Source organism: Paenibacillus sp. NPDC056579, from assembly GCF_042793215.1.
Taxonomy (GTDB): Bacteria; Bacillota; Bacilli; order Paenibacillales; family NBRC-103111; genus Paenibacillus_S.
In genome coordinates, this window is the sequence record NZ_JBHTVD010000001.1 from 914,608 (window position 1) to 938,303 (window position 23,696).

General features: G+C 49.9%; 22 protein-coding genes. 15 read left to right on the forward strand and 7 right to left on the reverse strand.

The annotated features are described in order from the left end of the window. The first annotated feature begins 6 nt into the window (after positions 1-6). On the forward strand, positions 7-333 hold the full coding sequence (locus ACFQ88_RS04175; RefSeq protein WP_239635165.1) for a YnfA family protein: 327 nt from the start codon (positions 7-9) through the stop codon (positions 331-333). A 33-nt stretch (positions 334-366) separates the two neighbouring features. Here ACFQ88_RS04175 and ACFQ88_RS04180 read toward each other — a convergent pair whose 3' ends face one another. Beyond that, on the reverse strand, positions 367-1,257 hold the full coding sequence (locus tag ACFQ88_RS04180; protein ID WP_239635166.1) for a LysR family transcriptional regulator: 891 nt from the start codon (positions 1,255-1,257) through the stop codon (positions 367-369). Positions 1,258-1,375: 118 nt separating this feature from the next. Between ACFQ88_RS04180 and ACFQ88_RS04185 the strand changes: the two genes are divergently transcribed. From ACFQ88_RS04185 to ACFQ88_RS04200, 4 genes are all read left to right on the forward strand, one after another. Then, positions 1,376-2,473, forward strand: a complete 1,098-nt coding sequence (locus tag ACFQ88_RS04185) for a branched-chain amino acid aminotransferase (protein ID WP_379452230.1) — start codon at positions 1,376-1,378, stop codon at positions 2,471-2,473. 20 nt (positions 2,474-2,493) lie between these two features. Beyond that, positions 2,494-2,964, forward strand: coding sequence for a low molecular weight protein-tyrosine-phosphatase (locus tag ACFQ88_RS04190; protein WP_379452232.1), 471 nt, complete (start codon positions 2,494-2,496; stop codon positions 2,962-2,964). A 293-nt stretch (positions 2,965-3,257) separates the two neighbouring features. Then, entirely contained in the window at positions 3,258-4,073 is an 816-nt protein-coding gene (locus ACFQ88_RS04195; protein ID WP_379452234.1) for a VOC family protein, read from the forward strand. A gap of 139 nt (positions 4,074-4,212) precedes the next feature. After that, positions 4,213-5,307, forward strand: a complete 1,095-nt coding sequence (locus tag ACFQ88_RS04200; RefSeq protein ID WP_379452236.1) for a flavin-containing monooxygenase — start codon at positions 4,213-4,215, stop codon at positions 5,305-5,307. A gap of 45 nt (positions 5,308-5,352) precedes the next feature. On the opposite strand, the gene ACFQ88_RS04205 is transcribed toward ACFQ88_RS04200, so the two are convergent. Beyond that, positions 5,353-6,498, reverse strand: coding sequence for an AI-2E family transporter (locus ACFQ88_RS04205; RefSeq protein WP_239635171.1), 1,146 nt, complete (start codon positions 6,496-6,498; stop codon positions 5,353-5,355). A 290-nt stretch (positions 6,499-6,788) separates the two neighbouring features. Here ACFQ88_RS04205 and ACFQ88_RS04210 point away from each other — a divergent pair, with 290 nt between their 5' ends. Beyond that, a complete protein-coding gene (locus tag ACFQ88_RS04210; RefSeq protein WP_379452238.1) occupies positions 6,789-7,133 on the forward strand; it encodes a YkgJ family cysteine cluster protein in 345 nt (114 codons plus the stop codon). Positions 7,134-7,182: 49 nt separating this feature from the next. After that, positions 7,183-7,476, forward strand: coding sequence for a Dabb family protein (locus ACFQ88_RS04215; protein WP_379452240.1), 294 nt, complete (start codon positions 7,183-7,185; stop codon positions 7,474-7,476). A 283-nt stretch (positions 7,477-7,759) separates the two neighbouring features. Here the strand turns inward: ACFQ88_RS04215 and ACFQ88_RS04220 are convergent, their stop codons facing one another. Beyond that, positions 7,760-7,957 (reverse strand): sporulation protein Cse60, encoded by a 198-nt coding sequence (locus tag ACFQ88_RS04220; RefSeq protein WP_239635174.1) that lies wholly within the window; start codon positions 7,955-7,957, stop codon positions 7,760-7,762. A 256-nt stretch (positions 7,958-8,213) separates the two neighbouring features. On the opposite strand from ACFQ88_RS04220, the gene ACFQ88_RS04225 reads away from it, so the two are divergent. Further along, positions 8,214-8,399 carry a hypothetical protein gene (locus ACFQ88_RS04225; protein ID WP_239635175.1) on the forward strand — a complete coding sequence of 62 codons (186 nt, stop codon included), beginning with the start codon at positions 8,214-8,216 and terminating at the stop codon, positions 8,397-8,399. Positions 8,400-8,402: 3 nt separating this feature from the next. Here the strand turns inward: ACFQ88_RS04225 and ACFQ88_RS04230 are convergent, their stop codons facing one another. Then, positions 8,403-9,278 carry a serine/threonine protein kinase gene (locus ACFQ88_RS04230; RefSeq protein WP_379452243.1) on the reverse strand — a complete coding sequence of 292 codons (876 nt, stop codon included), beginning with the start codon at positions 9,276-9,278 and terminating at the stop codon, positions 8,403-8,405. 150 nt (positions 9,279-9,428) lie between these two features. Between ACFQ88_RS04230 and ACFQ88_RS04235 the strand changes: the two genes are divergently transcribed. The 5 genes from ACFQ88_RS04235 (at position 9,429) to ACFQ88_RS04255 (ending at position 15,288) form a co-directional block, all read left to right on the forward strand. Continuing rightward, a complete protein-coding gene (locus ACFQ88_RS04235) occupies positions 9,429-10,337 on the forward strand; it encodes an ATP-dependent DNA ligase (protein WP_239635177.1) in 909 nt (302 codons plus the stop codon). Between the two features lie 377 nt (positions 10,338-10,714). After that, positions 10,715-10,852: a hypothetical protein gene (locus tag ACFQ88_RS04240; protein WP_379452245.1), complete on the forward strand. Its 138-nt coding sequence runs from the start codon at positions 10,715-10,717 to the stop codon at positions 10,850-10,852. 186 nt (positions 10,853-11,038) lie between these two features. Then, positions 11,039-11,569, forward strand: coding sequence for a cyclase family protein (locus ACFQ88_RS04245; RefSeq protein WP_379452247.1), 531 nt, complete (start codon positions 11,039-11,041; stop codon positions 11,567-11,569). A gap of 201 nt (positions 11,570-11,770) precedes the next feature. Continuing rightward, positions 11,771-13,126, forward strand: coding sequence for a DUF1254 domain-containing protein (locus ACFQ88_RS04250; RefSeq protein ID WP_379452249.1), 1,356 nt, complete (start codon positions 11,771-11,773; stop codon positions 13,124-13,126). A 44-nt stretch (positions 13,127-13,170) separates the two neighbouring features. Further along, a complete protein-coding gene (locus ACFQ88_RS04255; protein WP_379452251.1) occupies positions 13,171-15,288 on the forward strand; it encodes a WG repeat-containing protein in 2,118 nt (705 codons plus the stop codon). 33 nt (positions 15,289-15,321) lie between these two features. Here the strand turns inward: ACFQ88_RS04255 and ACFQ88_RS04260 are convergent, their stop codons facing one another. From ACFQ88_RS04260 to ACFQ88_RS04270, 3 genes are all read right to left on the reverse strand, one after another. Then, positions 15,322-16,428 carry a winged helix DNA-binding domain-containing protein gene (locus tag ACFQ88_RS04260; RefSeq protein WP_239635181.1) on the reverse strand — a complete coding sequence of 369 codons (1,107 nt, stop codon included), beginning with the start codon at positions 16,426-16,428 and terminating at the stop codon, positions 15,322-15,324. Between the two features lie 334 nt (positions 16,429-16,762). Next, entirely contained in the window at positions 16,763-16,987 is a 225-nt protein-coding gene (locus tag ACFQ88_RS04265) for a hypothetical protein (RefSeq protein WP_239635182.1), read from the reverse strand. Between the two features lie 28 nt (positions 16,988-17,015). Beyond that, complete coding sequence (locus ACFQ88_RS04270) at positions 17,016-17,642, reverse strand: hypothetical protein (RefSeq protein ID WP_379452314.1); 627 nt, start codon at positions 17,640-17,642, stop codon at positions 17,016-17,018. A gap of 469 nt (positions 17,643-18,111) precedes the next feature. Between ACFQ88_RS04270 and ACFQ88_RS04275 the strand changes: the two genes are divergently transcribed. Continuing rightward, a complete protein-coding gene (locus ACFQ88_RS04275; protein WP_379452316.1) occupies positions 18,112-19,044 on the forward strand; it encodes a macrolide 2'-phosphotransferase in 933 nt (310 codons plus the stop codon). A 338-nt stretch (positions 19,045-19,382) separates the two neighbouring features. Next, complete coding sequence (locus ACFQ88_RS04280) at positions 19,383-23,303, forward strand: Ig-like domain-containing protein (protein ID WP_379452318.1); 3,921 nt, start codon at positions 19,383-19,385, stop codon at positions 23,301-23,303. The last annotated feature ends 393 nt before the right edge of the window (positions 23,304-23,696 follow it).

Sequence of the window (23,696 nt, forward strand, 5' to 3'; positions counted from 1 at the left end):
ACCGGTATGGTCTCAGCCGTCTTATTATTCCTGATAGCCGGGCTGGCTGAAATCGGCGGAGGATATCTGGTATGGCTTTGGTTAAGGGAATCCAAATCGATTTGGTATGGAATTGCGGGAAGTCTGATCTTGATCGCATACGGTATTGTACCGACACTTCAGAGCTTTCCGAGCTTCGGACGCGTCTATGCCGCATACGGCGGTGTATTTGTCGTTTTAGCTGTCCTGTGGGGATGGCTGGTCGACCGGAAAACGCCTGATCTGTACGATTGGATCGGAGCCGCGGTATGCATCGTTGGCGTATCCATTATGCTATGGGCGCCTCGCAGCTAGCGCCTGCACTAGCTCTGCTCACAGGCAGAAGCTTTATTTTGCGAACATATCGATAAAATGCCGTGCGCTTTTGGACAAGTACCGGTCCTTCAGCCAGACCAGTCCGACGTCGGATTGAAATTCCGCATCGATAATATTCAGGACCCTGATGTTAGGCAGGGGAAAGGAAGTCATGACCGATTTCGGGAATACGGTGACGCCGATGCCTGCTTCCACCAAAGCCATAATAATGGCAACACTGGAGCATTCGCATATGATATTAGGCTCGAAGCCGTGGCGGCGGCACTCGTTCATGACCTTCTCATGCAGCCCGGTGGTTCTGTCCGTCTTCAGAGTGAGCAGCGGATAGCTCGCCAGCTCGCTCATTTTCATCGTGGTCTTATCCGGATCGTCGCTCCATTTCCTAGGTACTACTGCGACGAAAGGATCCGAGGGCAGCGGCAGCACCGAATAATGGTCGCTTCCTTCGTCCGATTCGAACGGCAGACGGGCGACAACGAGCTCGATCTGTCTTTTTTCCAAATGATAGCCGAGCAAAAAATGATCTCCCTCCAAAATTTTAAAGGTAACCTGAGGATAGGTTTTCCTGAACATTTCAATTTTGGGCGGAACCAGCGAGATACAGGAAACGACGGAGCCGATGGACAGGATCCCCTGAACGCCGTCGTCCAGCTCTTTGACTTCCTGAAGCGTCTCATTGAATTGCAGCAGCAGATTCTCCGCCTTTCGCTGCAGCAGCTCACCGGCAGGAGTAAGCATCAGCTTGTTGCCGTTACGGTCAAACAGCGTCACGTTAAGCTCTTGTTCCATCAGCTTCAGCTGGCGGCTCAGCGGCGGCTGTTCCATATTGAGCGCTTTGGCGGCGCGGGTAATTTGGCCTTCTCTGGCGATAGCGAGAAAGTATCGTAATTGACGGATATCCATACTTGCCCTCCTTCTCAATACCTTTTAGGTATGGGAACCCCATAAAACAGATATTTTTAATATACTCAAACGAGTGGTACGATTCAACTATTAGTATCCAAATAAGGAGATGTATCGAATGACGGCCCATTCCATCCACATTGAAAAAACAACGAATCCAAAGCAAAAACCGGCATCGAATCAGCTGGTATTCGGCAAATATTTTACCGATCATATGTTCATTCTCGATTATGAGGAAGGAAAAGGCTGGCACAGCGCGCGCATCGTACCTTATCAGCCGATTACGCTGGATCCTGCTGCACGTGTGTTCCATTATGGACAAACGGTATTCGAAGGCTTGAAAGCCTATTTGACAGCAGATGAAAAAGTTCTGTTGTTCCGTCCCGAACAAAACTTCAAGCGCTTGAACCGTTCCAACGAACGGATCAGCATTCCGGCATTGGATGAAGAGCTTGCGTTAGAAGCGCTTCGCCAACTGATCGTGACAGACCGCGACTGGATCCCGAATGAAGAGGGAACGTCGCTCTACATCCGTCCGTTCATTATTGCAACACAAGCGTCTCTGGGCGTATCACCATCGCTGCAATACCAATTTATGATCATCATGTCGCCGGTCGGCGCTTACTATGCGGAAGGCATTCATCCGGTAAAAATCTACGTCGAGTCCGATTATGTTCGTGCCGTTAAAGGCGGAACTGGCGTGGCCAAGACGGCTGGCAACTATGCCGCGGGCTTGAAAGCGCAGGAGGAAGCGACAAGCAAAGGATATTCCCAAGTATTGTGGCTCGACGGCATTCACCGTAAATATATTGAAGAAGTAGGAAGCATGAACGTGTTCTTCAAAATTAGCGGAACCGTCGTCACTCCTGCTTTGAACGGCAGTATTTTGGACGGGATTACCCGCAATTCCATCCTTCAGCTGCTTCGTCACTGGAACATTCCTGTGGAAGAGCGCCAGCTGTCTATCGACGAAATTTACGAAGCGTACAACAACAATACATTGGAAGAAGCATTCGGAACGGGTACCGCAGCCGTAATCTCTCCGGTAGGCCAGTTGTTGTGGAACGATCATCAAATGATTATTAACGAAGGCAAGACCGGCGAGCTGTCCAAGAAGCTATACGATACGTTGACCGGCATCCAAAAAGGCGAAGTGGAAGATCCGTTCGGCTGGATGGTTGAAGTAACCGACCAATTGGTCAGAGCCAACGGATAAGATCGGAAGGAGATTTCACTTTGATTCACGTGCTGTTTGTATGCCTCGGCAACATTTGCCGTTCTCCGATGGCGGAAGCGGTATTCAGAAGCAAAGTACGGAGCGCGGGTCTGGAAGACAAGATATCCGTCGATTCGGCCGGAACGGGAGATTGGCACTTGGGCGAGCCGCCTCATGAGGGCACTCGCAGTATTTTGAAGCAAAATGCCATAGATTACACCGGCATCCGGGCGCGGCAGACCAAAGCGGACGATGTTACCCGATTTCAGTATATTATTGCGATGGATGATTCCAACGTCCGGAATTTGAAGAGCTTGTCCGAGGATTTCCAAAAGGCGAATGTAAGCAAGCTGCTGGATTTCATTCCTGAGCGCAAAGGCGGCGATGTGCAGGACCCGTACTATACCGGAAACTTCGAGGAAGTGTTCGATATGGTGAACGAAGGTTGCGATCGATTACTTGCCTATATTCGGGAAAAGGAACGGATTTGAGCCTTAGTGCTTTGTAATGCGAACACCTTATTTCTGGTTATTTGCCAGAGATAGGGTGTTTTAGTTTTATCTCTATTAACACTACAAACGATCACGGTCAACGCGACCGGTTCGATGATTTTCGCAACCAAGCGAACTTGTGAGCTCATCCCCTTTGGGGGGATGGGTTTTTTTTAACCACAATGCATATCCAGTAAATGGAACGAATCCCAAATCATCGTTTACATTTTATCGAAGAATCATTTAATATGGAAATGTTGGATAAATAAGTTAATTGAGAGGAAGAGAATCAAATGTCAGCGGAAAGGACGACGGTGCCTAAACTGACTTACGACGGATGGCACATCGAAATATTATGGGATAATCACGATGAAGCCGTGCAATGGTTCGAGCAATATATGGGCTGGAAAGCGCGTGATCAATTCAAGAGCGGGGAGAACGACTGGTTCATCATGCGCAGGCAAACTCATTTGGGCTTCGGGACATGGATTAAGTCCTATATTCCCAAAATCAGACCGCATGTCTTAGCCGATCGGACTGCGATTGAGGGACATGTGCGCTGGTGCTGGAGAACGCGTGATCTGGAGGCGGTACACAGTGATTTTCAGAAGAAGGGAATTCGGGTGACCGATCTGTATGCTGGCCCGGGCGGGCATTATTACTTCGATTTCTGGGCAACGGCTGAAGGAGTACGGCTAACGGCGGAGGGAGATGACACCATCGCGGAGGATGCCCCGCTTTTTGTACCGTCATGGACCCGTATCGGAGTGAGTGATCTGCAGGCAAGCATTGATTGGTATAGCCAATATTTAGGCATGCAAGTCTTCGCAACGCATATGAAGGAAGGCTATGCTGTAATGCATTTGGCCCTTGAACATCATCCCGACGATGTTTCGACTTGGGTGTTGGAGCGTCTGCCGGAAGGGGCACACAAGGAGTGCGTGAATAGTCCGGTTCGGCCATACGTTGTTATGCACGATACACAGGAATTTCAGACGTATCACAATATTTTGCTGCAAAGCGGGGTTAAGGTTTCCGACATGGAAGGAAATGTATCGTTATTTCATCTGTACGACCCCGACGGGAATCGGTTTACTATTTCGAGGTAGGATAAGAGTGAAGTGAGGAGCTTGCTTTGGCATAGCTTCTTTTTTTCGGTTGAACAAAATCCGAATATTGACAATAAAATGGTTCTGGATATAATATGAATACATGATCATATATACATCAAAAGATGGGGGAATACATATGAGGCAGAATACGGAGGTTCTGGTCATAGGAGCTGGTCAAGCGGGGCTGGCGGCAGGTTATTATTTGAAGGAACGTCATATCGACTTTCTGATCATAGATAAAGGCGAAAAGCTTGGTCACGTATGGAGCAGACGATACGATTCTTTGGTTCTGTTCACGCCCAGGTGGTACAGCTCGCTACCAGGCATGAAATTGGACGGAGAGCCGGACGGGTATGCAGGGAAGGATGAGGTCGCTCAATATTTGCAGCGGTATGCAGTCCGGTATGCTTTGCCAGTCCAGCTTAGTACGGAGCTTTTAGCTCTTGTCCGAACCGATACCGGCTTTGCAGCGCGAACCACTAAGGGAACCATTACTGCACAACAGGTAATTGTGGCTACGGGACCGTTCCAGAGCCCGCGCTTACCGGATTTTGCAGATCGTTTCTCGCCGAGAGTGAAGCAAATCCATACATCTGCTTATGCGAATATGTCGAGTTTAAACGAAGGCTCTGTTCTGGTAGTTGGCGGAGGTAACTCAGGAGCTCAGATTGCGGTTGAGCTGGCATCGGAGCGGGAAGTATATTTATCCGTCAGCCATCCAATGAAGTTTCTTCCCATGGAGATATTGGGCAAAAGTATATTTTGGTGGTTTAAGAAGCTGGGCATTCTGGGATTCCAACGGAATTCCTGGGCGGGACGCCGACTGCGGGCACAAAAGGATCCGATCTTCGGCAAGGAGCTAATGAGCCTGATCGAACAGGGCAAAGTCAGGATTAAGCCCAAAACGGTGAAAATCCACTCCGACTGGATTACGTTCGCCGACAGCACCCAATTGCAAGTGGACAATGTCCTATGGGCGACAGGCTTTGTGTCCGAGTACAAGTGGATGGAGATCGAGGGGGCTAAGGATCGTTCCGGCCAGCCGCTGCATGATGGGGGGCTAAGCCCGATTCCGGGTCTCTACTATATCGGCCAGGCTTGGCAGAATACAAGAGGGTCTGCATTGCTTGGAGGGGTAGGCACCGATGCGAAGCGTATTGTAGAAACGCTGCTGAACGCCAGGGACAGCACAAGAGTCATTTTGCATGATCGAACCTATGGCTATGGCTAAACGCAGCTAGAGCTTGCCGCAGGCTGATGCCTTAGAGCAAGCTTTTTATTGGTTGTCCTTTGGCTCGTATAGCCCGGATCGTGACTTAAACCATAGGAACAGATGTGTGATGATCACCTTCAGTACGGCATAACCGGGGACCGCCAATATAATACCTGGCACACCGAACAAATTTCCCGCCGTCAAAATAACGAAGATGATGGTTACGGGATGGATGTGCAGTGTTTTTCCCATAATTTGCGGCGAAATAAATTTGCCTTCGACCAATTGGACGATGGTCCATATCGCGATCATCTTGAGCAGCATGACCGGTGAGGTTACGCTGGCGACGATCAAAGCGGGAGTAATGGCGATGGCTGGTCCCAAATAAGGCACGATGCTGGTACAGGCAGCGATCACCGCAAGAACGAGAGAGTAATCCAGACCAATGACCTGATACCCGATAAATAGCAAAAAGCCGATACAGAAGCTCACAATAATTTGTCCCCGGATGTACGAGCTGATCTGGTGACTCATTTCCTGCATAACCCGATACGACTGGTCGCGAATCGCAACCGGTACGAATGACAAGAGGTAGGGAGGCAGCCTATCGCCGTCAATCAGCAAATAAAACAGGATAAACGGCACTGTCACCAAGGCAAGCAGCGTTTCCGTCAGCACCCCGAGAAATCCGCTTAAGCTTGACCATGTGCGATTCAGCACGGCAGTAATCCGCTCCGTGATGGTGTTCATCAGTTCGTCGGAGTTGAAATGAATCGTTTGCGTGAGCTGATTGAACAAATCGCTGCCGATGACCCGTTCGAACTGGCTTCTGATAGTTTGGCTGTAAAATGGAATATTACGAACTAGACTTAACACTTGCTCACGAATGATCGGAATGCCGGTTCCGACGATTAACGAAATGATGCCAATGATGACTAAATAAAGGAGGATTATGGAGTACACTCTCCGTATCTTCCGTTTTTCGAAGTAATCCACGATCGGATTCAGCAAATAGTACAATACGCCTGTCAAAATAAATGGAAGCAGCACCGTCTTTAGAATAACGGCCAACGGATGGAAGACAAAATGGATCCGGGTAAAAACCAATATATTAAGTCCGATAAGCAGCAGTACGGTTAAGAAGAAAATGAAGGGGTGTCGGTACACAAACACTTTGAATCGATCTGACCAAATTCCTGGATTTCGCATCGGCTGCCATCCTCTCCCGAACTACTAACTACGATTATCCAGTATGGACAGAATAAGGGGGATTTTAACCGTTTTGCAGCAAAAAAAGTCGGTCAGGTCAACAAAGGCAACTAAAAAAACGACCGCGTAGGGCAGGTTACACCGCTTCGCGCTCGTCCTTATGTTAAGATATGGTTGAAATGTGCTATAAACTATGATAGAATCATAAGACCAATAAATCTAATATATTATATCATATTGCTATATAAATGTCAATTTTAATTTTTTGTAAACAAGTAAGGAGGTTTTTTATGGAATATCTTCCATGTAACGGCTGTAGAGGCTTGTGCTGTGGTCCGGTTCCGGTTACCGCACAAGAGCTCAAGATCATTCGAAAGGCTCTCGGAGCAATGCCGGAGGAACAGCGCAGTAAGCTGCAGCACCAGTTAAGATTCCCGGGCACGTGCATCTTTTACGATGACGATAACGACAAATGCGGGATCCATTCGTTTCGGCCCGGCGTGTGCCAAGCGTTTGGTTATTACAGCAATTTGATCTGTTTTCGCAATCCGGCTGCCGCTGCTGAGGAAGGCTGGGATACTTCGGAAGAACCTGCAGGGATCTTATCGGTCGATTTTACATGGAAAGATTTCTAGTATCGTGATATATTGGATGAGATTGAATTTTTAGAAAAGAGGACTTGACATGATCGATCATATCGTACTAGTAAAATTCGCAGATACAACTACGCAAGAACAATTGCAAGAAGTGGTTGACCGGTTCAAGGCGCTTAGAAGCCATCTGACGGGGGTTATTGACCTTCAAGCAGGCATTAATTTTTCGGAGAAAAATCAAGGCTACCAGGTCGTATTGTACGTCCGGTTCGAAGATCGGGCAGCTCTGGAAGCATACGGTCCTAACCCGCACCATCAAGCTGTAGCCGCATTCATCCGCGAGTCGGGACGTGTGGACAGCATCGTGAACGACATCGAGATTTAAGAGTCGTCAGCAACTTTAATAAGCTTAGTCTTGCGGCCTGTGGCGCGGACTAAGCTTTTTTTGATCCTATTGGGAAAGCTAATTTCTGTGATAAGAAACAGGCGATGAAGACCTCGGACGATCGATAACGACGGCGGTGCGATGGCGTTATATCAAAGAGAGGATGATCAAGATCAGTAATGCAACGGATGATACCAAAGATATTAAGAAAATAAATAATCTAAAGGCTCGATCCGGATCTCGCGGTTTATTCTGATTGTGTGTCTGGCGAACCATTAGAAGACTAATCTCCCGTGTTGCTAGTTCTGTAAACGACCAGAATAGTGCTGCGTTGATACTCGCTTTTATCCGGCTTGCTCTTGATCAATGTGCCGTAGCTGATGCTGACGAACTGGTCCTCTCTTAACGTAGCCAAAAACTCATTCGCCTTTCTTTCTGCATAGCTGCTGTCGGAGTCAATAAATTCTTTTACTTGAATCATTGGATTCACCCTTTTCGATTAGTAGTTGCGTTACCGCAGAGAATACATTTAATGTAAAAAAAGCCTGGAAGCAGGAAGGCATTCCGCTCTCATCTTAAGAGGGAATGCCTTGTCAGTTGAAGATAACATATAAGTTCAAACGAGTCAATTACCGTTAGGTAAATATTGTTATTCTATAAGGCCTGATATTCATTTTGCTGAAACCGGGGTAAACAATGTACGTATTACCAATCAACACGGAAAAGGAGGAATAGCCATGCTGCGTAAACTATTAGGCAAGCTTCTCGGTACAAACCACAAATCCGGTGGATCCTACTATCGACCGCGTCATAGCAGTGATGATTACAAGCAAATAGGCAGAGGCAATAAATATCAACAGCACAATCAATATGGGCACAACCACTATAAGAAAAAGCGTTCTTCCAGTTCATACAGCAGCTAGGATTTACGTCAACGAGCGTAAAATAAGAGCAACCTCCTGGCGAATCTGCTGAACGGATTCGAATGGCTGGTCCGTCATGAGCAATCGGCGGAGCAGCTTTATTGTTTTGGGATCAATCGATAATTCCTGCTCCCAGCCGGGCTCCTCTTCCGAACGGGGCGATTTCTTCTCGGAGTAGCTGCTGTATAATAGAAACAGCAGGAAATGGCCTACCGCATAAAAGTCGCTCGTAACGTGAACGGCTCTTCGAAGTTTTTTCTCTGTCGGATCCTCGTCTTCAAGGTCTTCTTGTTCACCTTCTACGACTTCTCCGTCCTTCCATTCCCTGGAAAGCCCCAGATCAATAAGCTTTATATCATCTTCGTCCACAAGGACATTGGCAATGCTAATATCGCGATGAATGATGCCCATCGAATGCATATACTCTACAATTTCCAATAGCCGCCCAACGATAAGCAGCGACTGCCTTTCGGTATACTGCCGGTTTTGTTGAAAGAGAAGCCGGTCGAAGCTGCTGCCCTCCATAAACTCCATGGTGAAGCAATGATGTCTCCGGAACCCGAACATCTCGTAAAGCTCCGGAATCGCTTGATGATGCAAACGGCTCATCATGCCGGTTTCCCGTACATAAATTTGCTCTGCTCTTGCCGCTCCTCCTCGCAGGGGAGAGATTCGTTTCATAACGCATCGGCGACCCTTTTGCATATCGAAACACAAGTAAGCGACGCCATAGCTGCCGCTTCCCAGCTTTTCAAGCATTCGGTATCGTCCGGCGATGACGGTCCCGGGGCGAAACGATACATCCGCTAGCAGACGGAGGCCTTGATTAAGTTTTTTGGTCAAGCTTTGTAGAAGCAGCTTTCGTACGTGCCTTATCAATCGGCCGGCCTCCGTTTCCCTATGAGCGGACTGCAGTCTTTCTTATATTATACATGGAACCTGGGTTCTGCTCTAATGCAGAAATAACCTGATTTCACCCGGGTTACGAACAACGAAACGATGGCACAATGGTAAGGAGGTGATAGCAGCATGCACTTGTTTACCCCCTTGAAGCCGATGATTGTGAGCATCGGTAAAGAACCATTTGATAGTGAGGATTATATCTTTGAACCTAAGTGGGACGGCTGGCGTCTGCTGCTGCACAAGCAGAACGACCGCGTGGAAGTGTATACGAGGAACGGATTACAGGTGACCGGCAAGTTTCCGGAGTGGAGGGAGGCTGCGCGAGCCATCCAAGCCGATACGGCCATTCTGGACGGGGAAGGCATCGTTCTGAGGGGAGGCAGACCGGTATTCGATGATTTCGCTTATCGGGGAAGGCTCGGCACTTCTATAAAAATTCGCAGTGCGATGCAGACGCACCCGGTTACTTTCGTTGCTTTCGACGTTCTCATGACGAGCAGGGAGCATATTCATGAACCGTTAATGGAGCGGAAGGAACGTCTGATGGATATGATCGATCCGCATCCTTCCCTCATGCCCACGATGTACGTATCGGGACAAGGAAAGGCATTGTTCGAGCTGACAAAACAGCGAAATATGGAAGGGATCGTAGCCAAACGAAAGCAGTCGCTATATGCTCTCGATACGAAAAGTCCCGATTGGTTGAAAATGAAGCATTTTAGATCCATCGACGTCGTCATTTTGGGCTATCGGATTCGGCCGTTCGCTCTGGTTATCGGCTTGCATTTCAGGACGATGGCTAACAAGCCGGTAGGCTTGGTGGAGTTCGGCTTTCAAGCCGAGGACAAGCGGCTTTTTCTGGAGCTGGCTCAGCACCTGGAAACGACCAAGGACGAACAAACACAGTGGCTCAAGCCAAGGCTATGCTGCCGAATCGACTACCAGGAGAGGACCGATACTCATCAGCTGAGGACAACGATTTTTAGAGGATTTTTGCCGGATAAGGATCCGAAGGATTGTGTATGGCAGTCGTAAATGGTAGGATATGGTTATTGTGACATCCTAGTCATATGATTCTAGTAAAATCCAGGCATTGATGCTAATGGAGGGACCGGAGTGCAAACATGCGTCAAACTGGACTCCGCTCCGTTGTCCACTTCGGTTAAGAAAATCCAGATGAGGATGCGGAGGTCAACTCAATATTAGTCGATGACATTATCGTAAGTAGAAAATTGCCGAGTTCTGTCACCTTGTTGCAGGAGCCGTAGGGCTATTAGTCGTTCTGCTTAACTCAGTTAAGTAACCGCTTTCATTCCGCCGGATTGTCATTCAGGATCAGGGGGTCGCTACCGAATTAGGGACTTGTGGTGAGTTGATGGCTGCGGCATTATATCATGCTGCGGTGGATCCATGTGGCAATCGGTACGCTGCTCCTGGTATGGGAACGATGCTCTTCGCTGGCAGGCGGACTTATACAAAAATATCTGGTCGATGACGTAATGATAGGCGGAAATTTCGGTTCATTCCCGAATATTGTAGTAGACAAGTGAAAGAAGCAACTCGTGAAGTGCGTGACACGAAGGCGGAGCTTGCCGTACAATTGGAGAAGGAGTTTCATCCGTCCGTGAAGTCGTTGCTTTTCATCGTGAAGCCTCGATCAAGGAAAGTCCCGGGAAGATTTCGACCGTTACTTCGTAAAAATTCGTGCAAACCTTCACAAGGAGGCAGATCATCCGATGAAAATTATAGACTTATCCGTTTCGATTCATACGGGAATGGATGTATACCCGGGAGATCCCGCGGTATCCGTTGAAATCGTGCATACCCACGAGCAGAACCAGTGGGAGCTGCGCCAAATTACTATGGGCTCTCACACGGGGACGCATGTGGATGCTTTTTCTCATATGAACTCAAAGGGCAAATCATTGACGGACATGCCTTTGACGCATTTCTTCGGTAAAAGCTACGTGGCTCGGCCTGATCAGGACTTCCCTATCCGAGCAGGACTGTTTTTCCGGGAGGCTGCGGGTATCGAGCTGTTCGATAAAATCAAATCGGCCCAAGCGCCATTCGTCGGGGGCTTGATCAGCGAAGAGCTGCAAAGAGCGCTATTGTCGGAGCAAATCGTCACTTATACGGATCTAGCTAATCTGGAGTTACTTCCGGAGCAGACGCCGTTCATGTTTTACGGCTTTCCGCTGAAAATTAAGGACGGGGACGGCTCTCCGGTCCGGGCGGTAGCGATGCTGGATTTTTTTCAATCGTAACAAGAGACTCAACCGAGACCGAGCTATAAGTAAACGGCCGTTTTCACTCCTCAGGCTGCCGAGGGGCTGAGATCGGCTTTTTTCGTATGGTCTGTAAAAAGCTTTCAGGCTGTTATACGTCAGGTTTTACCAGCATAAGATGGTTGCAATGGGTTCGATCCAGATAGGCGGTTTGCAGAGCTTCTTGAGGAGGGAGATGAGATGAACGACCCACAATTCAGTGAGATGAGGAATTTCTCCAGGTCTTCGGGTGATACGAGCCTGTATAACCGCGATAAGCTCAGCCTTGATGCATTAGATGTTTATGTTTATGGATTCCCTCTGGTTTTGATGGACATTACCCGACGAACGGGTGCGGTAAGCATCCCCCAGCGAAACCGATTTTATAATCAGAAGGTATTGGCGACTCCGAAATTTTCACATGTCGTCCGGCCCAATGTAGATACACTATACTCCTCGGCATGGCTGGATCTGAGCAGAGGTCCTCTCCAATTGCATGTTCCGGATACGCTCGGAAGGTATTATTTGCTCCCTATGCTGGATGCGTGGTCTAATGTTTTTGCTTCGGTTGGCTCGAGAACTACGGGGAACAGCGAACGATCATTTCTTATCGTCGGCCCGGGCTGGCAAGGCAGTCCGTCTGGTGCCGATATCATACATGCACCTACCGACACGGTTTGGATTATCGGCAGAACACAAACGAACGGTCCTGAGGATTATCCGGCAGTCCATGCCATTCAACGAGGCTTCCAATTGACGAGACAGCAGCCCGTAGCTTTGAATACGCCTAACAGCGACCATATTCTCATCATTGACAAATCGCCGAGCGAGATTGTGAAGTCGATGGACGCGGCCGTTTTTTTCAATCTGATGATGGAATTGATGTATAGAAATCCGCCATACCCTCACATTCAATCGCCCGAGATAACACACAAGCTCCATTCTCTCGGTCTTATTCCCGGCCCGGGCTTCAACTTCAGCAAACTAGAACCGCAGGTTCAAAAAGCACTGGCTCAAGCGGTTCGGAGTGGACCGGAAATTATTAACAGAGCAGGGGAGCAGCTGTTAGCGGATACCGGGTGGAGTATGCCAATGAATAATATCGGATACTACGGAACCCATTACTGGGATAGGGCTATCATAGCCAATACATTATTCGGAGCGAATATTCCCGAGGATGCCGTCTACGCGTATGCATTCTCAGATAGCAACGGAAACGCATTGGACGGAAGCAATCAGTACGTTATTCACTTCGCACCGGGCCGTCTACCGCCGGTTCATGCCTTTTGGTCCATAACGTTATATAACAAGGACGGGTATTTGGTGAAAAATCCGCTGAACCGGTATTCTATTAGCTCTCATCACAGACAGCTTCATTATGAGGAGAACGGCTCGATTACCGTATATATTCAACACCATTCCCCAGGGGCAGAGATTGAGTCCAATTGGCTGCCCGCACCGCAAGGACCGTTTAATCTCATGCTCCGAATGTATTGGCCCGGAACAAGCGTGCTGGCAGGGCAATGGCGTCCTCCTGCCGTTTCAAGAAGCTTTTAATATCCTATGACCTTTCGTATGAAACAAGAAGTGAGGTGTGTACTTTGAGAGCATACAACCCGTTGGAGCAGCTTGTCAGAGCGTATTTGCCGGCAGGAGCTCAGCTGGCGACCATAGATCGCTCGGCTGCTCCGGCTATTTATGCGACGGATTTGGATGGCGATCGGTTAGAGGAAATAGCAGCGGTCTACCGCTTTTATGACGGCGTATACTTGCTGGTGCTGAAGCATAACGGCACGAGCTGGGAAATCGCCAGCGTCTCCAAAGAACCTGGTGATCATGTGGGCCTGTTGGGGGCAACCCCGGTGCTGCAGCAGGATAGAAGCAATCTTATCGTTGGATGGCAGCGTAACGGAATGACTTCGCATTTCTCTGTTTATGAATGGACTGCAGGGGGGATGCGGGAATATGAAGACCGGGGTGAAGGTGAATCCTTCGGTTTGCCAAGAAACGGATTCCAGCGGATCGTGAGCTTGTTCCCGGCAACCGTCAATACCGTTTCCGGAACGGTATGGGGATATATCGATAACAAAGGCCAGCTGCGCATCCAGCCTCAGTATGAATATGCTTCCGACTTTCAGGACAACGGTCTTGCCCGGGTACAGTCTCATGGCAAGAACGGGGTCATTAACACATCCGGACATTATGTTGTTAGACCCATGTACGACTTTATAGGGGAGTTTTCAGAAGGAAGAGCGGCAGTTATCGACAAGCAGGGCTTCAAGCTAATGGATGAAACGGGACGTATCGTTACCCCAAAAGCGTATTCCTTCATTTCATCCATGAAGGAAGGCAGAGCGATGTTTTCCGACCACCAATCAAGCAAATATGGATACTTGGATGCGAACGGTAACGAAGTCATCCCGGCTCAGTATGATGAAGCCAGTGATTTCAGGAACGGTAAAGCACTCGTAAAAGTAAAAGACGGGGAATATGCACTGATCGGATTGGACGGGAGAAAACTCACAACCTATTCCTACCCATTCGTCGGGCAGCCGGGAGACGGACTGCTGCCTTTTCAGAAAGAGCAGAACGGCCGTTACGGCTATATCAGCGAAAAAGGGGATATAGTGATCCAGCCGGCATTTACCAGGGCGTTTCCTTTCCAGGAAGGCCGTGCCGTAGTTAATACCGCGGAGGATTACAAGAACAAATACGGACTAATCAATACCAAGGGGCAGTATGTCATCCAGCCCGGCTATAACGATATTCGTCAAATCGGTGAGAAGAGGGTGGCTCTGGGCAAAGCAATTCGTGCCGATCAGCCTTACATCGGTTCCGTATATGCGATTGCCGATACGGACGGGAAGCAGCTGACCGATTTCGTATACTATGATGTCGGAGATTTCCATAAAGGGCTGGCATCGGTTAATGATCGTAAGCAGACGTTTTTTATTGATCCGAGCGGCAAGCCGGCACCCGGCTACCCGAAAATTAACGGTACGGGCACGGTAGCTCTGCAGGACTCCATTATTCAAGCTAACGTGGATCAGCGTTTATCGTATTGGAATCGCGAGGGACAGCCGATTTGGCAGCAAAATACGGTTATCCCATTAAGACCGCCGTACCGGGTAAAGGAAGAAAAGTATAAGCCGAATAAAGATTATTTGGTCTATTATCCGCAGGTAGAAGGGATGAGCAATGCCACTGCACAGCAAAGAGTGAACACGAAGCTTAAGGAGATGTCGCAAGTGAAGCCGATCCCGTCCGATACTCAGCTGGATTATGCATACACAGGGGATTTTGCCGTTACCTTCTTCAAAAAAACGCTGCTCGTACTCGAGCTATCCGGCTACAATTTCCCGTTCGGCGCGGCACATGGCATGCCTTCGAGAAAATACCCCCATATTAATTTACAAGACGGCACGATGTATGCGTTGAAAGATTTGTTCAAGCCAGGCAGCAATTATGTCGCCGTACTAAGCGAGATTGTTGGAAAACAAATCAAAGAAGACCCTCAATATTCCTATGTGTTTCCTGATTCATACAAGGGAATCCGCCCGGATCAGCCGTTTTATGTAACCGAGCATGCGCTGCATCTGTATTTCGAGCCGTATGAAATCGCTCCCTATGCAGCCGGATTTCCGACATTTACGATTCCGTTCGCACAAATCATGAATATGATTGCGGTGGACGGGAGCTTCTGGAAATCGTTCCACTAAGGGGGAAAAAAGCTTGAGCAATCAAGCTTTTTTTCATTTGTTAACGAATCGGATTTCCCGGGTCTTGTCATTCGATGCGGCGAAGTCTAAAAGGCGGAGGCCTTCTTCCTCCAATGCATTTCGGTCGTGGTTCATCAAGGGCCCGAAGGGCTCCAGAATCAGTACAGCGCCACCGCGCTTGCGCTCCAGCCTCCATAGACCGCGGACAAATCCGTCGATCAGGAATGTAGACCGGATAATTCCGTTTACCGTAAATACCCGCGGCCGGTATTCGTCGGAGATGATACGTGTCCGATCGGCATAGGACAGCAGCATATTATCGAACTCGCCCAAAAATATCGGCGGAGCCGGCGTGCTTCCATCCGGGAGCGGGGCGTCTGGCAGATCGAACAGCTCGTTGCCGTGGACATCGCAAAAGGTTCGGAGCTCCGGACGAAGCCGATCAACGATCTCGCGAAGCCGGGTCAGACCGCACCAAATCTGCATATCGTTGACGGAAGCGGGACCAAACGCAGCCAAGTAGCGTTTGATCAGCTTCTCAACGTCAAGGGCGGGCGAGAGCGGGGTTCCGAGCCAAGCCTCCGCAGTAGTATGGGCTGCTTGCCCGCTCGAGCCCCACAAGCCTCTGGGAGGAATCTGGACAAGCGGTACCAGATTCCTCACGGCTGCGGCCAGGACCGCCGGGTCGCGGTCCGGCCAGCGTTCCAGCAGCTGAGCTCCGAGCTCGCTGAAGGTTAACGGCCGTTCTTCGACCAGCGAACGGCCTACTGCGGCAAGCGCCGAGGTATCGATCCCCTCGAGGCGCTTGCCGTGAGAGCCCATCAGCCCGCGCGTCAGGACGGGCTGCAGCAGAGGGCGCAGCTCCAGGCAATCGCGAGCTGTGACCAAGTGAATCGTCGAGCGCATGAGAGCTATGCGCACGATTTCACGGCTTTGGATGGCTTCTGCCAAAGCCTCTTGGCGGAAGCCATTGATGCGCGCCCATAGCCCGAAATAGGGCGGATTCGGCGCTTGGGCCTGTAACCCGATCAAATGCTCGACAACCTCTGAGACAGGCAGGTCGACCCGTTGTAACAAATATTGTCTGGCGAGCAGCGCCCGGTTTAATTCACGCTGTCCCAGGACATTTCCTCGCTCCAACTCCTTACCAGCGGAATGTTTTGTTAATGACTCCCGTGTGCTCATTCGCCAACCCCATTTCTTATGAATAAATAGCCTCGATCTGTTCTTGCCATCATTTTATCCCTATAATGATCATGTTACACAACGAACACTGACAGCAGTATGTCAGTGTTTTGCTGCAAATAGCGACACCTTTGGACTTTTGCTGCGTATAACCTTATACAGATTTATCCAGTCTTTCGACAGCTAGAACCAATACCTTCAAGGAGGCGAGTGGAAATGATAGATAAAGAGGGCAGCAAAGCTCTTTCCGCTTCCGCTTTAGTCGTATCGTTATTTATGGCAACGGTTGTTACCGGATGTTCTCCGGCGAAACCAGCAGGCCCGGCGGGGGTACAGTACTTGCCAGCTTCATCGTCGATGCCGACGCAAGTACAGTCGGGAATCGCATCTCAAGGGAGCGGTAATGGCAGCACGGCTCCTGCGTTCCCGTACGGCGGATCGGCTCAAGATTATTGTGAAGACGATAATCGGGATAACCGCTGCGATGATAATGGAGATTCCTATGATTCGTCATTCTTCTATGCCCATGGCGGGACCGCTTATTACGGCAGATCCAGCGCGACGCAATCCGGAAGGCTTACGAAGGGTATTGCACCCGCACCGCCTGTGGCAAGCGGTTCCGGAACTTCCTCAGCCGGCTCCAATCCATCCGGTGGCTCGGTGAAGAGCGGGGGAGATTCGACAGGCAGCAGCGCGACAACCGCGAATCCAAGCGGGACTACAAATCCGAGCACTTCTTCCCGTACAGGCTCGTTCACGAGTAACGGCTCAAGCTCGGGCAGCGGCACAAGCTCGACCGCTGCGGGTGGAAGCGGATCGACCTCTTCCAGTTCCGCAGGAACCGGCGCTTCCAGCTCGCTAAGCAGCAGCGGCGCTAATGGTACCTCTTCCAGCTCGCCAAGCAGCAGTAGCGGCTCGGGCTCCTCGTCCAGTTCAGCGGGTACCAGCAGCGCTTCTGGTTCCTCGTCGAGTTCGATCGGTAGCAGCACTTCCGGTTCCTCTTCTAGCACGATATCCGGCAGCCCCTCCGGCAGCATCTCTAGCGGCTCCAAGGGGGGCATCGGCAGCTCGGGAAGCAGCAGCGGAGGATAAATCCTTTCCTGTGCCAGACCTATTCGAAGGCTGCCTTGATAGGAGGAAATAGAGAGCGGGAAGCTCGCTCCGAGCATTGCAGCATTTGATAAAAATGGAAAAAAGCTTGAAAATATACCACAGTCATGATAGTATGAGGATACTTTAAAACGAACGGAGGGTTACGTATGTTTGATTATATCCGGTTTAGATCTTTGTCTCACTACAATTAAATAGTGATCAAAGGCTCTGCTTGCGTTAGCGGAGTAACCGGATTGATGAACCTATACTGTAACCCGTAATAGTTGTAACCAAAGAGGGGGTAGGTCCATTCTGCCCTCTCTTTTTTGTACCCAAAAACAGCATTCCATAGAATGAGTTGGTTCTGGCTTACCCTTCAGTTATCCTGATCTAAGGGTGGCTGTCTTCAGGTGTCTTTACACTCTTTTGCGACTCATTCTAACCTATTGCGGTTAGGGTACAGCTTCCGGTTATTTCGAGCACAGGCGGCTATAGTCTGTGTTTTTTGCCGTTTACTACTTTACTTTAAGGAGCGTGGCTTTTATTATGACGAAACATCTTTTGCAGGATCAAATTCAAATACAACAACTCTTGGCATTGGCTGAGAAAAACGGGCTTCGATTGAGCCCGAATGGATTGGAAGTAGACGAATCGGGAATGGATTTCCAAGTTGTTTTTGCCCAAGATGAAACAGGAAGATCGTGGGTGCTGCGCAAGCCGAGAAGGGCGGATGTGCTGGAACGGGCGGATAACGAACGTAATGTACTGGAGCTGCTGAAGCAGCGGCTGCCTGTTGCCGTACCCGAATGGCGTATTTATACCCCAGAGCTGATCGCTTATCCGAAGCTGGATGGGGTGCCTGCAGGCTCTGTCGATATGGAACAGCATGGATACGTGTTTCGAATCGACCGGCAGCCCTTAGCCGATACGTTCGTAGACTCATTGGCTCGAGCCTTGGCGGCTCTGCATGGTGTTGACCATGAGGCGGCGGCAGCAGCGGGAATTAGAGTATTGGGGCCGCAAGAAGCAAGAGAACGCTTTGCTGGTCGGATGGATGAAGTCAAGCGCTCAATCGGCGTTGCCGAAGAGCTCTGGCAGCGTTGGCAAGCGTGGATTTCGGACGATTCCTGCTGGCCGCAGAATTCTGCGCTTGTTCACGGGGATTTGCATCCTCCGCATATTTTGGTCGATAAGTCTCAGTCGGTCACAGGCCTGCTGGATTGGACGGAAGCTGAGGTCGCTATCCCTTCCACCGATTTCACGCTCTACAGCGCCATCTTCGGCGAGGATGAACTGGATCGGCTGTTGGTCAAATATGAGCAGTTCGGCGGGCGCACCTGGCCTCGAATGCGAGAGCATATCGCGGAGCAGCTGGCGGCTTATCCCGTATTGATAGGGTTGTTCGCATTGAAGTCGGGCAATGAGTCGACCATGCAGATGGCTCGTACGGCTTTGGGTCTTGAAGGTTCAGCAGAATAAAATAGGGTAGCACCAAGTCGCAGCTTGTTGGCTGCGGCTTTTTTTACATTTCGAGAGTGCTAAAAATTTACATGAGGAGGCGAAGTCGTTACCTGAAGATAAGGCGTTTAGATGTATTCGCCCTATGGAATGGAAAAGAAGCCCTATAAGAACGATTCCATCCACCCTGTATAATTTGTAAATGCAGCAAACGATTTCATCTTTCCCATTTTCAACAGTGTGATTCTTGAAACCCAAGGATCCCTATGTAAATGGGTGGTGCAGATCATTTGTTGTAAGCGGTAACAAATTGTTCGCGCGACAGTTGAATGAACCATTATTGTTGGGAGGGATTAGTAATGAGAGTAAGTAAGCTAGCCTGCGCGTCACTGCTCTCGATCAGTGTCCTGGCAAGCTCCGTGCCGGTGATGGCAGCAGACTTGCCTGCGGTAGCGGCCGCTATTCCGGCATTTCCGGGAGCGGAAGGAGGAGGGATGTATACGACGGGGGGACGCGGAGGCTCGGTGTACGAGGTTACGAATCTGAACGATTCGGGTCCCGGGTCCCTTAGAGATGCGGTAAGCCAAGGAAATCGCACGGTCGTATTCCGGGTATCGGGCAATATCGAGCTGGAGTCTCCGCTTAACATTACCGGCTCCAATATTACGATTGCCGGCCAAACAGCGCCAGGAGACGGGATCAGCGTCAATAACCATTCAACCTACGTCAAGGCGGATAACGTCATTATCCGGTACATGAGATTCCGTATGGGCGACGAGACCCCTTCTGCCGGCGATGCCATGACCATCGACAAAAGGAAAAATCTGATCATTGACCACTGTTCGGTTACTTGGGCGATTGACGAGGTGCTGTCACCGCAGGATACGGATAATTTGACGGTTCAATGGTCGATCGTTGGGGAAGCTTTGCATATGTCGAAGCATGAAAAAGGACGCCACGGCTTCGGCGGCTTATGGGGAGCAGGTAATAACACGTATCATCACAATATTTTGGTTCATAACAGCAGCCGGAATCCCCGATTCAAAGGGAGGACGGAAGAGGATAAACGAAATTTGGATTATCGCAATAACGTCGTCTACAACTGGAATTATAAGACGGCTTACGGCGGAGGCAGCGCCAATGTGAACATGATCAACAATTACAACAAGTACGGTCCGGATACGGTGTTGGATAAAAGGGACCTGGTGCTCGATGAATTAGGCGTCAACGGCCAGTGGTACATTGATGGAAACTACATTGACGGGTCCCCTACGGTAACAGCGGATAACTGGGCCGGCGTGTTCGAGTTTACCCCTACGAATACGAGGCTGAGTTCTCCTGTGCCGTTCGCACCTGTGACAACGCATGCCCCCGAGCAAGCTTATGAGCTCGTATTGGCTCAAGCCGGCGCTATTTTGCCAAAGCGGGATTCGGTTGATGCGAGAATTATTCAAGATATTCGCAACCGGACCGGCAGACAGATTAACTCGCCAACCGAGGTCGGCGGGTGGCCTGATCTGAAAAGCGCACCGGCACCGGCTGATACGGATCACGACGGCATGCCGGATGAGTGGGAGCTCGCTCGCGGGCTTGATCCGGCCAATCCGGATGACCGTAACGGCGATATGGATTCCGACGGCTATACGAATCTGGAGCACTATTTGAACGGTATCGTAGGCAGCGGATCCCAAAATCCGGTTGTACGGATCGCCAGCCCGGCAACCAACGCAATAACCGGAAGCGGCAGCACCATGGTCATTGACGCGGATGCTTCGGACCCTGACGGATCGATCCAAAAGGTGGAGTTTTACCAGAACGGAGTCAAGCTTGGCGAAGATACGACCGCCCCGTATCAGTACACATGGGCGAATGTTCCTGAAGGCACTTTCTTCCTGACGGCGAAAGCTATAGACAATACGGGTACATCTACGGATTCCTATGCCGTCCCTGTACATAGCAATGCGACTGGCGGTATTTCGCCTTGGAGTGAAGCAACCATCGGAACACCTGGTTTACCAGGCCATTCCAATATGAACGACGGCGTGCTTACGTTGAAAAGCGCGGGCAACATAGCAGGCCCAGGCAACGACGAATCGTTTCATTACGTCTACCAAAAGCTTCAGGGCGACGGACAGCTCATTGCGCGAATCGATAAAATTACGCATACCGCACCATTGGCCAAGGCAGGAGTGATGATTAGGGAAAAGCTGACCCCTGGAGCGCGGATGGGGATGACCGCGTTAGCTGTAAGGGGGGACGGCCATGTCGCTGAATTTTACAGCAGGGAAACCGAAGGCGGAGCATTGGCCGAAACGCCGCCGCTGCCGTCCATCAATCCGCCGTATTATGTGCGTATCGTTAAGTTCGGAAAGACCGTCACCGGTTATATCTCCTTGTTAGGCAATGACTGGAGTTCGATCGGATCCATGCAGCTGGACTCGGATGAAGTGTATATCGGCCTGATGGCGGATGCCGGCAAGGAAAACAATCTGATTGAGAACTACAACAAATCGATGTTCTCGCAAATTCAATTCGAGAAATTCCCGGAGCTTCCTTATAAAGCGACGAATGTGAGCGTATCCCGCGGAGAATCCGATTTGCTTCTTTCCTGGTCGCCGGCCGAGAGAGCAACGGCTTATCAAGTTCGCCGGAGCGTGACCCCGGGAGGTCCTTATACTACGATTGCCACTGTAACGGATACGAAATATTTGGATACGACGGCGGATCCCGGTGTGAATTACTTCTATGTCATTCGAGCGACTAACTCGAATGGTGAAAGTCTTGAAAATTCCGAGGAACGCAATGGCGCGCTGCTCGGGACACCGGCAGCCGTCTATTTGATCAACGAGGATTTCGAGAATATGACCGTCGGCAGCCATCCGGAGGGCTTCGACAGCAGACCGACGCCGAATACCGATGCCAATCGCGTCATCGTCGATAATGTGCCTGCAATACCGGCGGGCAATGCGTCGAGCAAGCTTATGAACTTGGTAGATAACAGCACAAGCCAAACAAGAGCATCGAAAACTTTTCCAGCGCAAAAAGGAGTCGTCATCGCCGAAGCCAGCGTCATGCAGACAGAAGGGGCGGACTATCCTCGTGTACTGCGGTTAAACGACGTTCCGTTCGGCAAAAGCTACATCGAGCTGTTCTCCGGCTATGGCGCCGGATGCCCGACCGCCTACTGCTTCTACTACCGGAAATCGGACGATAGCAACGGCAAGGCCGCACCGCTGCCGGCTAACAATGAATTTGTTCCGAACAAGTGGTACAAATTGAAGGTGATAGCGGATGTGAAAACCCAGTCGGCCGAGGTGTTCATTAACGGAACCTCTGCAGGCGTCATTCCTTTCCATAAAAGCAAAGGCTGGCCGGATGCGCCTAGCTTAAGCGCCGTCGATTTCTTATCGTCGGCCACCCACAAGGTCAACGAGTATTTGGATGATATCCGAGTCGGCATACCTGCCATTCAAGCTCCTGCCGGAGTAACGGCGGCTGTGTACGGGACTTCGGCGTCTGTCACTTGGAATGCGGTGCCGGATGCAACCTCTTACCGGGTTTATCGCAGTGAAGGCAGCGGCAGATATACGCTAGTCGCTTCCGACTTAAAGGAGATGAGCTATAAGGATCAGGGCTTGTCTTATGATCAGACCTACACGTACAGCATAGCCGCTGTAAATAATACAGTGGAAGGTGCCTACTCCGCACCGGCAACGGTCCGAACCTTAAGTCCGTTAATCATTCACTTGGATCAACAGAGTGGATCGGTGAGTACGGCTGTGTACACAATTACCGGTTCCTTGAACAGACCGGGTCAAGTGTTCGTAAACGGGAAGGAAGCCGCGGTCCAGCCTGATTTGAAGTTCTCTTATCCGGTTCAGCTGATAAAAGGAGTAAACGATATTACGGTGGAAGCTGTCGATGCCGCAGGTGACAAAGCAGTTCCTGTGAAGCTGCAAATCGTGTACGATACGACTACTCCGGTTGTAACGGTAACCAATCAAAGAGGCCATGACAATGGCAAAGATGATAAGGCGGAGGTTGGTGATTATCTCATTACCGGGAAAATTAGCGAGCCCGGAACGGTGACAGCGGACGGCCGTCCTGCAACCGTGAAGCCGGATCTGACTTATTCCGTCGTCGTGACTCTGAAGCAAGGCCGCAATAGAATAACGATTCAAGGTGCTGACTTGGCAGGCAATCATTCTGTACCGGTTGTTTGGGAAGTGGTAGCGACCAAAAAAGGAAACGACAAGGATGTTGATCCCGACAAAGATTGAACCGGACAACGATGAATAAGCTTCAGTGCCGCCTTTTAGGCGGCTTTCTTTTTGCAACAACAAAATAGGCAAGCAGACAACTTGACTTTGTGCGATTTGTTTCATATAGTAAGACTATCCTACTCTAAGGAGAGATTTTGATGTCGGTGGTCGTTCTTAACTAATAAATTCCATAATTGAGGGAAATCACAACCTGGAAAAATTGACATCCATGCGATGTTTATTTCTTATGGGCTTGTTGAGACCTCGGAATTAGTTAAGAACAACGGATATCATACAATGCCTTAGGTGTATTCCTATCATTGAGCTCCCATCCGTGCTGTGTTCAGCACGGATTTTTTTGTAGATGCGAAGCGGAAGTCACGCTTTGCGCCTCAAGCATCCTTGGATGAA